Source organism: Pseudomonas sp. DWP3-1-2, from assembly GCF_049896285.1.
Taxonomy (GTDB): Bacteria; Pseudomonadota; Gammaproteobacteria; order Pseudomonadales; family Pseudomonadaceae; genus Aquipseudomonas.
In genome coordinates, this window is the sequence record NZ_JAFCTZ010000010.1 from 40,443 (window position 1) to 55,283 (window position 14,841).

12 protein-coding genes and 2 tRNA genes are annotated in these 14,841 nt (G+C 56.8%); all 14 read right to left on the minus strand.

All coding sequences use genetic code 11. From position 1 onward, the window contains the following. Positions 1-283 precede the first annotated feature (283 nt). Positions 284-2,389 (minus strand): polyribonucleotide nucleotidyltransferase, encoded by a 2,106-nt coding sequence (gene pnp / locus ACP7B0_RS19060; RefSeq protein ID WP_426143143.1) that lies wholly within the window; start codon positions 2,387-2,389, stop codon positions 284-286. Positions 2,390-2,562: 173 nt separating this feature from the next. Next, positions 2,563-2,832: a 30S ribosomal protein S15 gene (gene rpsO / locus ACP7B0_RS19065; protein WP_002555121.1), complete on the minus strand. Its 270-nt coding sequence runs from the start codon at positions 2,830-2,832 to the stop codon at positions 2,563-2,565. Positions 2,833-2,983: 151 nt separating this feature from the next. Further along, entirely contained in the window at positions 2,984-3,901 is a 918-nt protein-coding gene (truB, locus tag ACP7B0_RS19070; RefSeq protein ID WP_426143144.1) for a tRNA pseudouridine(55) synthase TruB, read from the minus strand. 3 nt (positions 3,902-3,904) lie between these two features. Further along, positions 3,905-4,318: a 30S ribosome-binding factor RbfA gene (rbfA, locus tag ACP7B0_RS19075; protein ID WP_020293200.1), complete on the minus strand. Its 414-nt coding sequence runs from the start codon at positions 4,316-4,318 to the stop codon at positions 3,905-3,907. A 160-nt stretch (positions 4,319-4,478) separates the two neighbouring features. After that, entirely contained in the window at positions 4,479-7,010 is a 2,532-nt protein-coding gene (gene infB, locus ACP7B0_RS19080; RefSeq protein WP_426143146.1) for a translation initiation factor IF-2, read from the minus strand. Positions 7,011-7,037: 27 nt separating this feature from the next. After that, positions 7,038-8,519 (minus strand): transcription termination factor NusA, encoded by a 1,482-nt coding sequence (nusA, locus tag ACP7B0_RS19085; protein WP_426143147.1) that lies wholly within the window; start codon positions 8,517-8,519, stop codon positions 7,038-7,040. A 60-nt stretch (positions 8,520-8,579) separates the two neighbouring features. Next, complete coding sequence (rimP, locus tag ACP7B0_RS19090; protein ID WP_426143148.1) at positions 8,580-9,038, minus strand: ribosome maturation factor RimP; 459 nt, start codon at positions 9,036-9,038, stop codon at positions 8,580-8,582. 130 nt (positions 9,039-9,168) lie between these two features. Beyond that, positions 9,169-9,245: transfer RNA gene (locus tag ACP7B0_RS19095), tRNA-Met, on the minus strand. Positions 9,246-9,340: 95 nt separating this feature from the next. Continuing rightward, positions 9,341-9,426, minus strand: a tRNA-Leu gene (locus ACP7B0_RS19100). Positions 9,427-9,470: 44 nt separating this feature from the next. Continuing rightward, a complete protein-coding gene (secG, locus tag ACP7B0_RS19105; protein WP_426143150.1) occupies positions 9,471-9,851 on the minus strand; it encodes a preprotein translocase subunit SecG in 381 nt (126 codons plus the stop codon). 4 nt (positions 9,852-9,855) lie between these two features. Then, a complete protein-coding gene (gene tpiA, locus ACP7B0_RS19110; protein WP_426143151.1) occupies positions 9,856-10,611 on the minus strand; it encodes a triose-phosphate isomerase in 756 nt (251 codons plus the stop codon). Between the two features lie 66 nt (positions 10,612-10,677). After that, positions 10,678-12,018, minus strand: coding sequence for a phosphoglucosamine mutase (gene glmM, locus ACP7B0_RS19115; RefSeq protein ID WP_426143153.1), 1,341 nt, complete (start codon positions 12,016-12,018; stop codon positions 10,678-10,680). A gap of 16 nt (positions 12,019-12,034) precedes the next feature. Next, positions 12,035-12,886, minus strand: a complete 852-nt coding sequence (gene folP, locus ACP7B0_RS19120; protein WP_426143154.1) for a dihydropteroate synthase — start codon at positions 12,884-12,886, stop codon at positions 12,035-12,037. An 8-nt stretch (positions 12,887-12,894) separates the two neighbouring features. Next, the gene (gene ftsH, locus ACP7B0_RS19125; RefSeq protein WP_426143156.1) at positions 12,895-14,805 is read right to left on the minus strand and encodes an ATP-dependent zinc metalloprotease FtsH; all 1,911 of its coding nucleotides are present in this window, start codon (positions 14,803-14,805) and stop codon (positions 12,895-12,897) included. Between the last annotated feature and the right edge of the window lie 36 nt (positions 14,806-14,841).

Consider the following 14,841-nt stretch of genomic DNA (forward strand, 5'->3'; position numbering starts at 1 on the left):
TAACTCCTGTTTTTCTCTAAATCTGCACCAGCATGTGGTGGCAGGGTTACCGTATATATCGCAATCGCTATGCCAACCCTTGCAAGCCTACAAAACTCATATAAATCAATCAGTTAACAAAAAAACGGTTTTGTAGAATCGTGCAGATTGCCCGTTCGTCACTTTGAGCGCGTGCAAGTTGCATGTTTCCGACGACCGCTCGCGTGAATCTTCTAAGTCTTTAATTGCGTTCATAAAAAAAGGGCCCCGAAGGGCCCTTTCTATCGTTCAGCTAATCTGCGGATTAGACGCCCGACGCTTTTGCTGCTGCTACGTCTTTGATCGACAGCTTGATACGGCCGCGGTTGTCCACGTCCAGTACCAGAACTTCAACTTCCTGACCTTCCTGCAACACGTCAGTCACCTTCTCTACGCGAGCGTCGCTCAGCATGGAGATGTGAACCAGACCGTCTTTGCCTGGCAGGATGTTGACGAATGCGCCGAAATCGACGATGCGCTCAACTTTGCCCACGTAGATCTTGCCGATCTCCGCTTCTGCGGTGATACCCAGAACGCGCTGACGTGCTGCCTCAGCCGCTTCCTTGGTTTCGCCGAAGATCTTGATGGAGCCGTCGTCTTCGATGTCGATCGAAGCCTTGGTCTCTTCACAGATTGCACGGATGGTCGCGCCGCCTTTACCGATAACGTCACGGATCTTGTCGGTGTCGATTTTCATCGCGATCATGGTCGGAGCATTTTCCGACAGCTCGGTACGCGATTGACCAATGATCTGGTTCATCTGGCCGAGGATATTCAGGCGCGCTTCCAGGGCTTGGCCCAGAGCGATTTCCATGATCTCTTCGGTGATGCCTTTGATCTTGATGTCCATCTGCAGCGCGGTCACACCTTTGGCGGTACCGGCTACCTTGAAGTCCATGTCGCCCAGGTGATCTTCGTCACCCAGGATGTCGGTCAGGATGGCGAATTTCTCGCCTTCTTTAACCAGACCCATGGCGATACCGGCAACCGGCGCCTTCATCGGTACACCCGCGTCCATCAGCGCCAGGGAAGCACCGCAGACCGAAGCCATGGAGCTGGAGCCGTTGGACTCGGTGATTTCCGACACAACACGGATGGTGTACGGGAACACGTCGGCAGCCGGCAGCATCGCCTGAACCGAACGACGAGCCAGACGGCCGTGACCGATTTCACGACGACCAGCACCGCCCATGCGACCACACTCGCCCACCGAGAACGGAGGGAAGTTGTAGTGCAGCATGAAGGGGTCTTTTTTCTCGCCTTCCAGGGTGTCGAGCAGTTGTGCATCACGGGCAGTACCCAGCGTTGCAACCACCAGCGCCTGGGTTTCGCCACGGGTGAACAATGCCGAACCGTGAGTCTTTGGCAGAACGCCGACTTCGATGTTCAGCGGACGTACAGTGCGGGTATCACGACCGTCGATACGCGGCTTGCCGTTGACGATGTTCTCGCGCACGGTACGGTATTCGATTTCGCCGAAAGCCGCTTTGACTTCGCTGGAAGTCGGCTGACCTTCTTCGCCGGACAGCTTGGCGACGATCTGGTCTTTGAGCTCACCCAGACGGGCATAACGCTCGTGCTTGACGGTGATGGTGTAAGCCTGGGAAATCGCTTCACCGAATTCGCTACGGATAGCGCTCAGCAGAGCAGTGGCTTCAGGCTTCGGCTGCCAGTCCCAAATCGGCTTGGCGGCTTCGGCGGCCAGTTCCTTGACGGCGTTGATCACCACCTGGAACTCGTCGTGGGCAAACAGCACAGCGCCCAGCATCTGGTCTTCGGTCAGCTCTTTGGCTTCGGATTCAACCATCAGCACGGCTTCGGAAGTACCGGCAACGACCATGTCCAGGCTCGAAGCCTTGAGTTGCTCGTAGGTCGGGTTCAGCAGGTAGCCGGTGCTTTCGTGGAAAGCAACGCGCGCAGCGCCGATAGGGCCGTCGAACGGGATACCGGAAATAGCCAGTGCCGCCGAGGTGCCGATCATGGCAGCGACGTCTGGATCAGTCTTCTTGCTGGTGGAAAGAACGGTGCAGACAACCTGCACTTCGTTCATGAAGCCTTCTGGAAACAACGGGCGGATCGGACGGTCGATCAAACGCGAAGTGAGGGTTTCCTTTTCGGAAGGACGGCCTTCACGCTTGAAGAAACCACCAGGAATCTTGCCGGCGGCGTAGGTTTTTTCCTGATAGTGCACGGAAAGGGGGAAGAAGCCTTTGCTAGCGTCAGCCTGCTTGGCACCGACCACAGTCACTAACACGCTGACGTCGTCGTCAACGGTGACCAATACTGCGCCGGAAGCTTGACGGGCAATACGGCCAGTCTCGAGGGTTACGGTCGATTGACCGAACTGAAATGTCTTGATTACCGGGTTCACGGTTTCCTACCTTCTTTGTGGCTCTTGGGGAACTGGTTTCTTGCGAATTCTTGGGCAGTGCGGGGAATCGGCCCCACGACAGTCCAGATACAACTAGAGGCTGGGAGCCTGCCCGACTCGCCGAAACAACCGGCGAGCCCACGACAGACAACCAACCTCTATCCGAGTCGTTATTAGCGACGCAGACCCAGACGACCGATCAGGGCGCTGTAACGGCTAACGTCCTTACCTTTCAGGTAATCCAGCAGCTTGCGACGCTGGTTTACCATACGGATCAGACCACGACGCGAGTGGTGGTCCTTACCGTTGGCCTTGAAGTGGCCTTGCAGTTTGTTGATGTTGGCGGTCAGCAGTGCAACTTGCACTTCTGGCGAACCCGTATCACCAACAGCTTGCTGGTAGTCGGTTACGATCTGAGCTTTTTCTTCAACGCTGAGTGCCATGTGGGCAATCCTTTTATCAGGAAACCGCTCCAGAGAAGCGATTTCAACAGGCCGAGAGCAAACTCTCGTATTAAAAAGTGAGGACTGACCATGCCTGTTAACAGCCATCCTCATACCGCTGAAACAGGAACCCCTGCCTCAACGGGTTCGGTCATTCTGACCGAATCAATCGACGTGGCGCGATCCGCCCGTCTTCACTGACTTCACCGATACCGATGAAGCGACCTTCATGATCCTGCACACGAACCATGCCAAACTGCGGCGCGTCCGGTGCTCTTACTGGCTGACCATGCAACCAGTAAAACGAACTGTGCTCCGAGAACTGCAAGAGCGGCCAGTGCTGCAGACCGCTGTCCGATGGCATCAGGAAACGATCAACCGCTTCATTTCCGCCGTCGGCGTGCACTTGCTCCAACTCTTCCAGGGTGACCGTCTGGGCCAGGCTGAAAGGTCCGGCTTGTGTACGACGCAGCTGCGCGACATAGGCACCGCATCCGAGTTTCTCACCGATATCTTCAACCAGTGTGCGGATATAGGTGCCCTTGGTGCAGTCCACCGACAAGCGAGCTGTCTCGCCTTCGCACTCAAGCAATTCCAGGCGCGCAATAGTAACAGAACGCGCCTCGCGCTCCACTACTTCACCGGCTCGTGCCAGCTTGTAAAGCGGCTGGCCATCACGCTTGAGCGCTGAGTACATCGGCGGTATCTGACTGATTTCACCACGAAAAGCGGGCAATACCGCTTCGATATCCGCACGACCAACGGTCACTGGACGCGTCTGTAAAACTTCGCCTTCGGCATCGGCCGTCGTCGTCGTCTTGCCGAGTTGCATCAGGGTTTCGTAGGACTTGTCTGAATCGAGAAGGTATTGAGAGAACTTGGTGGCCTCGCCAAAGCACAAAGGCAGAACACCCGTGGCCAACGGGTCGAGACTGCCGGTATGGCCGGCCTTTTCGGCGTTGAGCAACCAGCGCACTTTCTGCAAGGCGGCGTTGGAAGTGAAACCCAGTGGCTTGTCGAGCAGGATGATCCCACTGACGTTCCGGCGTATACGCTTGACCTGAGCCACTCGTTATTCCTCGGTGCTTTCTGGCTTCGCGTTCTGCGCCGCGCTTTCCGGATGCTGACCGTCTTCAGCCACTGCGCGCTCGATCAGTGCCGAGAGGTGCGCGCCACGCACGACGCTTTCGTCGTAGTGGAAGTGCAACTGAGGGACGCTGCGCAACTTCATTTCACGGGCCAGTTGCATGCGCAGGAAACCTGCGGCGGAATTGAGCACCTTGATGGTCTGTGCGATTTCTTCAGCACTGTCCTGGCCCATCACGGTCATGAAAATCTTCGCGTGACCGACGTCACGACTGACATCAACAGCAGTGATGGTGACCAGCCCCACGCGGGGGTCCTTGATTTCGCGACGGATCAGTTGAGCCAGCTCGCGCTGCATCTGATCGCCAATGCGTTGGGTACGGCTATATTCTTTTGCCATGTTTTGCTACCTGATACTGACCGGGGACGAAACCCTTGCGGTCTGAAAGCGGCAAACGCCCGGCCTGACAAAAGTCGGACCGGGCGTTGCGTTGAGAGCCCCTGACAGGACGCGGGGCATTTGCATGCGACGACCTGCCATGGCTCCTATAGCTCGCGACTTAGAGGCTGCGAGCCACTTGGACCTTCTCGAAGACTTCGATCTTGTCACCGACCTTGACGTCGTTGTAGCTCTTGACGCCAATACCGCATTCCATGCCGGCACGAACTTCGGCAGCGTCGTCCTTGAAGCGGCGCAGGGATTCCAGCTCGCCTTCAAAGATAACGATGTCTTCACGCAGAACACGGATTGGACGGTTACGGTGAACAACACCTTCGAGAACCATGCAACCGGCGATTGCGCCGAATTTCGGAGAACGGAACACGTCACGCACTTCGGCGATACCCAGGATATTCTCCCGGACGTCACTGCCAAGCATACCGGTGAGGGCTTTCTTGACGTCTTCGATGATGTCGTAGATGACGTTGTAGTAACGCATATCCAGACCTTCCTGCTCGACGATCTTGCGCGCACCGGCATCGGCACGCACGTTGAAGCCGAACAGAACAGCGTTGGAGGCCAGTGCCAGGTTGGCGTCGCTCTCGGTGATACCACCGACACCGCCGCCGACTACGCGCACTTGCACTTCTTCGTTACCCAGGCCGCCCAAGGCGCCCTGCAGTGCTTCCAGCGAGCCACGGACGTCGGATTTGAGGACGATGTTAAGCGTCTTCTTCTCTTCCTGACCCATGTTCTCGAAGATGTTTTCAAGCTTGCCAGCGTGAGCACGGGCCAGTTTGACTTCGCGGAACTTGCCCTGACGGAACATCGCGACTTCTCGCGCTTTCTTCTCGTCAGTCATTACGCTCATCTCGTCGCCAGCGTCCGGCGTGCCATCAAGACCCAGGATTTCGACCGGGATCGATGGACCTGCTTCCTTGATTGGCTTGCCGTTCTCGTCGAGCATCGCACGGATACGGCCGAAGTTCGAACCGACCAGAACCATGTCGCCTTGACGCAGCGTACCGTCCTGAACCAGAACAGTCGCGACAGGGCCACGACCCTTGTCCAGACGGGACTCGACCACCACACCACGGCCAGGAGCCGACGGCGTTGCCTTGAGTTCCAGAACTTCAGCCTGAAGCAGAACAGCTTCCAGCAGTTCGTCTACGCCTGTACCCACTTTCGCGGAGACCGAAACGAACGGCGTATCACCGCCCCACTCCTCGGACGTCACGCCGTGAACCGACAACTCGCTACGGATGCGATCGAGATCGGCGCCCGGCTTGTCAATCTTGTTCACTGCAACGACCAGCGGAACACCGGCGGCCTTGGCGTGCTGAACAGCTTCAATGGTCTGCGGCATTACGCCGTCGTCCGCTGCAACTACCAGGATCACGATATCCGTAGCCTTGGCACCACGAGCACGCATTGCGGTAAACGCAGCGTGACCCGGGGTGTCGAGGAAGGTCACCATGCCGCGTTCGGTTTCAACGTGGTAGGCACCGATGTGCTGGGTAATACCGCCGGCTTCGCCAGCCGCTACCTTGGCACGACGGATGTAGTCGAGCAGGGAAGTCTTGCCGTGGTCGACGTGGCCCATTACGGTCACAACCGGAGCACGGGAGAACGACTCGCCTTCGAACTTCAGGGACTCGGCCAGGGAATCTTCCAGGGCGTTGTCGCTGACCAGCGTCACTTTGTGGCCCAGTTCTTCAGCAACCAGTTGGGCAGTTTCCTGATCCAGTACCTGGTTGATGGTGGCTGGAGTACCCAGCTTGAACATGAACTTGATGATCTCGGCAGCCTTGACCGACATCTGCTGGGCAAGATCGCCAACAGTGATGGTTTCGCCGATCTTCACTTCACGCACTACAGGGCCGGTTGGGCTCTGGAAACCGTGAGCGTTGCGTTTTTTCAGCTTGGCCTTGCCGCGACCGCCGCGACGGAAGCTGTCGCTTTCTTCATCGGTAGTACGAGGCGCAACACGTGGCGCTGGCGCCTTCTCTTTAACGGAAGCGCGATGCGGGGCGTTCTTGCGATCGCCGTCGTTGCCACGAGCACTTCTGTCGTCGCTGCGCGGTTTATCCGGACGACGCTGTTCGTCACGCTTGCGCGCATCGGCAGCCGGTGCCGGAGCCGGGGCGGCGGAAACAACCGGTGCCTGTTGCGCAGGCTCGACAGCAGGTGCCGCTGGAGCTGGAGCTGCAGCAGCGCTGTTAGCCGGAGCAGCAGCTGCAGGCTGGTTACGTGCCTCTTCTTCGGCGCGGCGCTTGGCTTCTTCTTCAGCCTTTTGACGGGCAGCATTTTCTACTGCACGGCGCTCGTCCATTTCGCGTTTACGCTCGGCTTCGATCTCTTCCGGGCTGCGCTGAACGAATACTTTCTTCTTGCGAACTTCAACGCTGATGCTCTTGCTGCCAGCAACGCGAAGGGTGCTCGTGGTCTTGCGCTGCAAAGTGATCTTGCGCGGCTCTTCCACTTTAGCCTTGTGACCGCTTTTCAAATGCGTCAACAGGGCTTGCTTTTCGTTATCGGTCACAACTTGCTCGGCGGCGGTGTGTGGCAAACCTGCCTCACGCATCTGCTGTAACAGGCGCTCTACCGGTGTGTCGACCACTTTGGCCAGTTCTTTCACCGTGACTTGCGTCATGCACTTCTCTCCTCAGGCCGCGCCTACTTACTCGAACCAATGGGCTCGGGCGGCCATGATCAACTTGCCGGCACGAATATCGTCAATGCCGTCGATGTCGAGCAGATCGTCAATAGACTGCTCGGCCAGGTCTTCGCGGGTAACTACGCCGCGCACCGCCAGTTCCATCGCCAAATCCTTGTCCATACCCTCAAGAGAGAGCAGGTCCTCGGCCGGATGGGCGTCTGCCAGCTTTTCCTCAGTAGCGATGGCTTTGGTCAACAAACGATCCTTGGCCCGAGCGCGAAGCTCGTTGACGGTATCCTCGTCAAAGCCGTCGATGTTGAGCATCTCCTCCACCGGTACGTAGGCAATCTCTTCCAGACTGGTAAAGCCTTCATCAACCAGTACCTGCGCAAGGTCTTCATCGACTTCCAGCTCTTCGATAAAGTTGCGCAGAATATCGCCGGTCTCTGCCTGCTGCTTAGCCTGGATGTCCGATTCGGTCATCACGTTCAGGGTCCAGCCAGTCAATTGGCTCGCCAGACGTACGTTTTGACCGCCGCGACCAATGGCCTGCGCCAGGTTGTCCGCGCCAACGGCGATGTCCATTGCATGGGCATCTTCATCAACGATGATTGCCGCTACTTCAGCTGGAGACATTGCGTTGATGACGAACTGCGCCGGGTTATCGTCCCAAAGAACGATATCCACACGCTCACCGCCCAACTCTCCAGAAACAGCCTGAACGCGCGAACCACGCATGCCAATGCAAGCGCCTTGCGGATCGATTCGTTTGTCCTTGGAGCGAACAGCGATTTTTGCACGCGATCCCGGATCACGAGAGGCAGCCATCACCTCAATGAGACCTTCGGCAATTTCCGGTACTTCAATCCGGAACAGCTCGATCAGCATCTCTGGCGCGGTACGCGACAAGATCAACTGAGGGCCACGGTTTTCAGTGCGAATTTCTTTAAGCAACGCTCGAAGACGGACACCTACACGGAAAGTCTCCCGCGAAATGATGTCTTCACGTGCCAGCAGGGCCTCGGCATTATTGCCAAGATCCACGATGACATTGTCACGCGTCACTTTTTTAACAGTACCGGAAATGATTTCACCCAGACGCTCACGATAAGCGTCGACAACCTGGGCGCGTTCAGCCTCACGGACTTTCTGCACAATGACTTGCTTGGCAGTCTGAGCGGCGATTCGACCGAATTCGATGGAATCAATCTTCTCTTCAATCAGGTCGCCGGCAACGGCACCCGGCTTTTTGGCCTGGGCCTGGTCTACAGCCAATTCGTAGGCTGGATCGTCCAGATCTTCGTCTTCGACCACTGTCCAGCGACGGAAAGTCTCATAGTTACCGGTCTGACGATTGATTTCTACACGCAGTTCAACTTCATCTTCAAAGCGCTTCTTGGTAGCAGTGGCCAGGGCCAGCTCCAGTGCTTCAAAAATCACTCCTGCCGGAACGCCCTTTTCATTGGACACCGACTCAACAACCAGCAGTACTTCTTTGCTCATCGTACGCCTCGCCTTTCGCAAGCCATTGGATCCGCGGGATCCGCAGTATCTGGCACGTTTTTATTCAAACGTGGGAATAATGTTGGCCTTGTCGATCAGATCGATCGGCAACAGATACTCATGGTCTTCAACATGCACCACGACATCCTGCTCCTCCACCCCGCGGAGAAGGCCCTGAAAGTTGCGTCGACCATCGAAGGGTGAACGCAGCTTTATCTTCACTTGTTGTCCGGCGTGCAAAGCAAACTGTTCAAGCGTGAACAGTGGGCGATCCATGCCAGGGGAAGACACCTCAAGCGTGTATTCAGCACTGATCGGATCTTCGACATCCAGAACACCACTGAGTTGGCGGCTGACTATTGCGCAGTCATCCACCAAGACGCCGTCTTCTTTATCAATATAAATGCGCAGCAGTGAATGTCGGCCCTGGGAAACGTACTCAATTCCCCAGCATTGATAGCCAAGAGCCTCGACCACCGGGACCAACAAGGCCTGCAACTGTTCTAGCTTGCTCGACACCTGAACCCCCTCGTGCATGCTTTAAAAATAAAAAAATGGGCGAAACGCCCATCCATGAAAACGCCGTCGAAAGCGGCGTCATAAACTGTCCAGCTAACAAAAAGCCCCTAAAAAGGGGCTCCGCTAAAACTGGTTGCGGGGGCTGGATTTGAACCAACGACCTTCGGGTTATGAGCCCGACGAGCTACCAGACTGCTCCACCCCGCGACAAAGCTGGGGCGGAAGTATACGGCTGATCCCTTTCAGGGTCAATCGAACATCCACCTACAAGAAAGCCCGCTAGTGCGGGCTGTCCTGATAATTGGTACCGAGAAGGGGACTCGAACCCCTACACCCTATGGGCACAACCACCTCAAGGTTGCGTGTCTACCAATTCCACCACCTCGGCAATACAACTTTTGACAGCCTCAAACATCACTGCCCGTTGAAACCTTACTTCTGCCCTGGAGCCTGAGGTACGTCAGCAGGAACAACTGCTGGCTTTTGCCCTTCGAGCACCGGAACATCATCTGCTGCCGGCTTTTGCTGCACTTCCATTACCGCTGGATTTGGCAAACCTGCTTGAGTCAGCTGTTGAGCTTTCTCTTTAGCAAAGTAACCTAACCCCAAGCTGGTTATGAAAAAAGCTGCGGCGAGTATAGCAGTAAACTTACTAAGAAAGGTAGAGGAACCTTGGCTTCCGAATACAGTATTTGATGCACCTGCCCCGAATGACGCGCCAGCGTCCGCACCTTTACCCTGCTGCAGCAATACCAGGACAACAACGCCCAGAGCGCCCAACAGATGAAAAACGACTACGACTGTTTCCAGCATTTTTTCAGTTTCCCGCGGCGCGACAAATCGCACCGAACTCATCTGCATTCAGGGAAGCTCCACCAATGAGCCCCCCATCGATATCCGGCATGCTGAACAGTTCGACCGCATTGGCCGCCTTCACGCTGCCGCCATAAAGAAGTCGCACGCCTTGTGCGACCTCAGCATTCTCTTTCGCCAACTGCGCACGAATAGCTGCATGCACATCCTGCGCCTGTTGGGGCGAAGCAGTCAGCCCGGTGCCAATGGCCCAGACTGGCTCGTAAGCAATTACCGCATTGACCAGGGCTTCGATACCCAATGCCTGAATGACGCTACCCAGCTGCCGCCCGACAATCTCAAGCGTTTCGCCAGCTTCGCGCTCTTCGCGCGTTTCGCCGATGCACAGCACGGGCGTAAGGCCGCTTGCCTGAGCTGCAGCGAACTTGCGAATCAGGACTTCGTCGCTTTCGCCCATTATCTGGCGACGCTCCGAATGCCCCACAAGCACCAGGCTACAGCCTGCATCAATCAGCTGACTGGATGATATCTCACCCGTCAACGCACCCTGCCCTGCTTCATGAGCGCAGTTCTGTGCACCCACAGAAATCGACTTGCCATGCAAATCATCAATCACACGATTGATGTGCAGACTCGACGGAAATACCGCGACATCAACACCGCCAGGGAGTGCCTGTGCAGCAAGGCCCTCGATCAGCTCAGCGACGCTGGCGCGGGTACCGTGCATCTTCCAGTTACCAGCTACCATAGGGCGACGCATGCTGTACCTCGTCGGTCAAAGTGGGCGCAGATGTTACCCAACAGTTTCAACACTGGCAAGCCGAAATCAGGCGCAAACTTCTGCGACCAGCTTTGCGAGCTCATCGGCATAGCCGCGAACCTGAACTTCATCCTCGCCTTCGACCATCACGCGGACCAGTGGCTCGGTGCCCGATTTACGCAGAAGCACACGACCGCGCCCGGCCATTGCATCAGTAACGCGCTGACAGGCCTCCTTGACCGCCGGATGCCCTACAGGATCGACGCCACCCGCAAATCTTACATTGATCAGTATCTGCGGACACTTGCGCAATGCCTGACGAGCTTCGGCCAGACTTTGATTGCTACGGCGCAAAGCCAGAAGCACCTGTAATGCAGCGATAATTGCATCGCCTGTCGTGGTGTGCTGGAAGCAGACAATATGGCCGGAGTTCTCACCACCCACCTGCCAGTCACGCTCCTGCAGCTCCGCAATGACATACCGATCGCCGACATTGGCCCGCACGAACGGAATATTCAACTCACCCAACGCCAGCTCAAGACCCAGGTTACTCATCAGCGTGCCGACCACCCCTCCCTGGAGGCGACCGCGCTGGTGAAGGTCACGCGCGATGATGAACAGAAGATCGTCGCCATCGACGATAGCTCCGGTGTGATCCACCATCAGGACGCGGTCACCATCGCCATCGAATCCGATGCCCATATCAGCATGCTCGGCCAGAACGGCAGCCTGAAGCGCACCCATGTGCGTAGAACCACAGTCCTTGTTGATGTTAAGGCCGTCAGGCTGCGCGGAAAGCACCGTTACCTGTGCGCCCAGCTCACGAAATACGTTTGGCGCCACCTTGTAGGTCGCGCCGTGCGCGCAGTCGATGACCAGCTTGAGACCCGCGAAATCGGTGCTCGAAGGCACACTGCTTTTGCAGAACTCGATGTAGCGACCGGCAGCGTCATTGATACGGGACACCTTGCCGAGCTTTTCCGACTCCACAACCGTCATCGGCGCGTCCAGCAACTCTTCGATCATCATTTCGATCTCGTCAGGCAGCTTGGTGCCTTGCCCTGAGAAGAACTTGATGCCGTTGTCGTAATGCGGATTGTGCGAGGCGCTGATCACGATGCCAGCCTCGGCGTGAAAGGTCCGGGTCAGATAGGCGATAGCCGGAGTAGGCATCGGCCCAAGCAACATGACGTCTGCACCTGCGGCCGAAAGCCCGGCTTCCAGGGCAGACTCGAACATGTAACCGGAAATTCTCGTGTCTTTGCCCACCAGAATTCGGCATGCACCCAGGCGGCGAAACGCCATGCCTGCAGCCCAGCCAAGCTTCAGCATGAAATCGGGCGTAATCGGAAATTGCCCTACCCGACCACGAATACCGTCGGTTCCAAAATATTTCTTGGTCGTCATTGTTGCTCCACCATTTCTATTCGGCCGCTTCAACAGCGGCAATCATGCGCACGACATCGACCGTTTCAGGGACGTCGTGCACACGTAGAATTCTTGCGCCCTTGGTCATGGCCAATGCTGCCAGAGCCAGCCCACCGTAAAGACGCTCGCCCACCGGGCGATTGAGCGCTCCACCTATCATGCTTTTGCGCGAGACACCGACCAGTAGCGGGCGACCCAGCGCGTGCAATGCTTCAAGGTGCTTGAAGAGGCTCAAGTTGTGCTCAAGACTTTTCGCAAAACCAAAGCCGGGATCAAGAATGATGCGCTCACCCGGTATACCCGCGGCGGAACACTGCATCATACGCTCGCGCAAAAAAGCACAGACCTCGCCCACAAGGTTTTCATAGTGCGGATTATCCTGCATGTCGCCCGGCTCCCCACGCATGTGCATCAAACAAACGGGCAGACCGGTTGCTGCGGCGGCATCCAAGGCACCTTCACGGCGCAGTGAGCGCACATCATTGATCAGGCCAGCCCCGAGGCGGGCAGCCTCACGAATGACAGCGGGCGTGGAGGTGTCGACGGAAATGATGACATCCAGCTCACGATTCAACGCCTCGACGACCGGGGCGACCCGCTCAAGCTCTTCAAGGGGGGATACGGCACGCGCACCCGGCCTTGTAGACTCGCCTCCCACATCAATCAGCGTCGCACCAGCGGCAACCATCGCCTGCGCATGACGCAGCGCGGCGTCCAGACGATTGTAGCGGCCGCCGTCCGAGAAGGAATCCGGGGTGGCATTCAAGATGCCCATTACGTGCGTATGGGCTAAATCAAGAACCCGGTTGCCGCAGGGCAACCGGGTTGGGTACAGCGCAGAAGCCATGTCAGACCTTAGTGTTCAGCAGCCGGACCGCCAATTGGCGTCTCAGGACGTGGATCCGGAGGCGTCACTGGCGCACTCGGCGTACCCGAACCACCTTCCCAGTCGCGCGGCTCGCGCGGAGTCCGACCGGCCATGATGTCATCGATCTGCTCTGCATCGATCGTTTCGTACTTCATCAATGCATCAGCCATCGCATCAAGCTTGTCACGATTGTCCGTGAGAATCTGCTTGGCCGTGCCATAGCACTGATCAATGATGCTGCGCACTTCAGAGTCAATCAACCGGGCAGTTTCAGCCGACAAACCGCTGTTTTGACCACCACCACCGCGACCGAGGTACCCTTCGTTCTCATCTTCGCCATAGAGCAGCGGACCGAGTTTTTCCGAAAGACCCCACTTGGTCACCATGTTCCGGGCAATCTGACTGGCACGCATGATGTCGTTGGAAGCGCCCGTGGTTACACCATCAAAACCCAGCGTCATTTCCTCAGCGATACGGCCGCCGTACAACGAGCAGATCTGACTGATCAGCGCACGCTTCGAAAGGCTGTAACGATCTTCCTCGGGAAGGAACATGGTCACACCCAACGCACGACCACGCGGGATGATCGAAACCTTGTAGACCGGATCATGCTCAGGCACAACCCGACCCACAATGGCGTGGCCCGCTTCGTGATAAGCCGTGTTCTGCTTCTCTTTCTCGGACATGACCATGGATTTGCGCTCGGCGCCCATCATGATCTTGTCTTTGGCCAACTCGAATTCTTTCATTTCAACGATGCGTTTGCCTGTACGTGCCGCAAACAGCGAAGCCTCGTTGACCAGGTTGGCAAGGTCGGCACCCGAGAAACCAGGCGTGCCACGAGCGATGACACCCGGATTGACATCTTCACCCATCGGCACTTTACGCATGTGCACTTTGAGAATCTGTTCGCGACCGCGGATATCCGGCAGGCCAACGACCACCTGACGGTCGAAACGACCCGGACGCAGCAGTGCAGGGTCCAGTACATCAGGACGGTTGGTGGCCGCAATGACGATGATGCCATCGTTCATTTCGAAGCCATCCATCTCTACCAGCAACTGGTTGAGAGTCTGCTCACGCTCGTCGTGACCACCGCCCATGCCGGCACCACGATGGCGACCCACGGCATCGATTTCATCGATGAAGATGATGCAAGGGGCGTGCTTCTTGGCCTGTTCGAACATGTCACGGACCCGGCTTGCACCGACACCCACGAACATCTCGACAAAATCAGAACCGGAAATGGTGAAGAACGGCACTTTCGCTTCGCCGGCAATCGCCTTGGCAAGCAGGGTTTTACCGGTACCCGGCGGGCCGACCATCAGGACGCCACGCGGGATACGACCGCCAAGACGCTGGAACTTGCCTGGATCACGAAGGAACTCGACCAGCTCGCCCACTTCTTCCTTGGCTTCGTCGCAACCTGCGACATCAGCCAGGGTCGTCTTGACCTGATCTTCAGACAGCAGGCGCGCCTTGCTCTTGCCGAAACTCATCGGCCCGCCCTTGCCTCCCGCACCACCTTGCATCTGGCGCATGAAAAACATGAACACAGCGATGATGACGAGGATCGGGAAGCTGGCAACGAGTAGCTGAGTCCAGATGCTCTGCTGCTCAGGCTGCTTGCCTTCGATAACCACGTTATTGTCGACCAGATCACCGATCAGACCGTTGTCCTGAATGGCCGGACGAATGGTCTTGAAGGTGTCACCGTCGCTGCGCTTGCCCGTGATGACATAACCATCAACGGCAACCTTCTCAACCTTGCCATCCTTCACTTGCTGGATGAACTCGGAATAGTTGAGGGTCTGCGGCTCGTTCGGGCTGGAGAAGTTGTTCATTACCGTCACAAGGACTGCCGCAATGATCAACCACAGGATCAAATTCTTTGCCATATCGTTCAATTAGCTACCCTCTGAAGCAAGCTCCAC

What these genes read in the sequence shown, in the direction of transcription:
- rpsO (WP_002555121.1), bottom strand. Translation starts at nt 2,832, where the DNA reads ATGGCACTCAGCGTTGAAGAAAAAGCTCAGATCGTAACCGACTACCAG.
- rbfA (WP_020293200.1), bottom strand. Translation starts at nt 4,318, where the DNA reads ATGGCAAAAGAATATAGCCGTACCCAACGCATTGGCGATCAGATGCAG.
- infB (WP_426143146.1), bottom strand. Translation starts at nt 7,010, where the DNA reads ATGACGCAAGTCACGGTGAAAGAACTGGCCAAAGTGGTCGACACACCG.
- nusA (WP_426143147.1), bottom strand. Translation starts at nt 8,519, where the DNA reads ATGAGCAAAGAAGTACTGCTGGTTGTTGAGTCGGTGTCCAATGAAAAG.
- secG (WP_426143150.1), bottom strand. Translation starts at nt 9,851, where the DNA reads ATGCTGGAAACAGTCGTAGTCGTTTTTCATCTGTTGGGCGCTCTGGGC.
- tpiA (WP_426143151.1), bottom strand. Translation starts at nt 10,611, where the DNA reads ATGCGTCGCCCTATGGTAGCTGGTAACTGGAAGATGCACGGTACCCGC.
- glmM (WP_426143153.1), bottom strand. Translation starts at nt 12,018, where the DNA reads ATGACGACCAAGAAATATTTTGGAACCGACGGTATTCGTGGTCGGGTA.
- folP (WP_426143154.1), bottom strand. Translation starts at nt 12,886, where the DNA reads ATGGCTTCTGCGCTGTACCCAACCCGGTTGCCCTGCGGCAACCGGGTT.
- ftsH (WP_426143156.1), bottom strand. Translation starts at nt 14,805, where the DNA reads ATGGCAAAGAATTTGATCCTGTGGTTGATCATTGCGGCAGTCCTTGTG.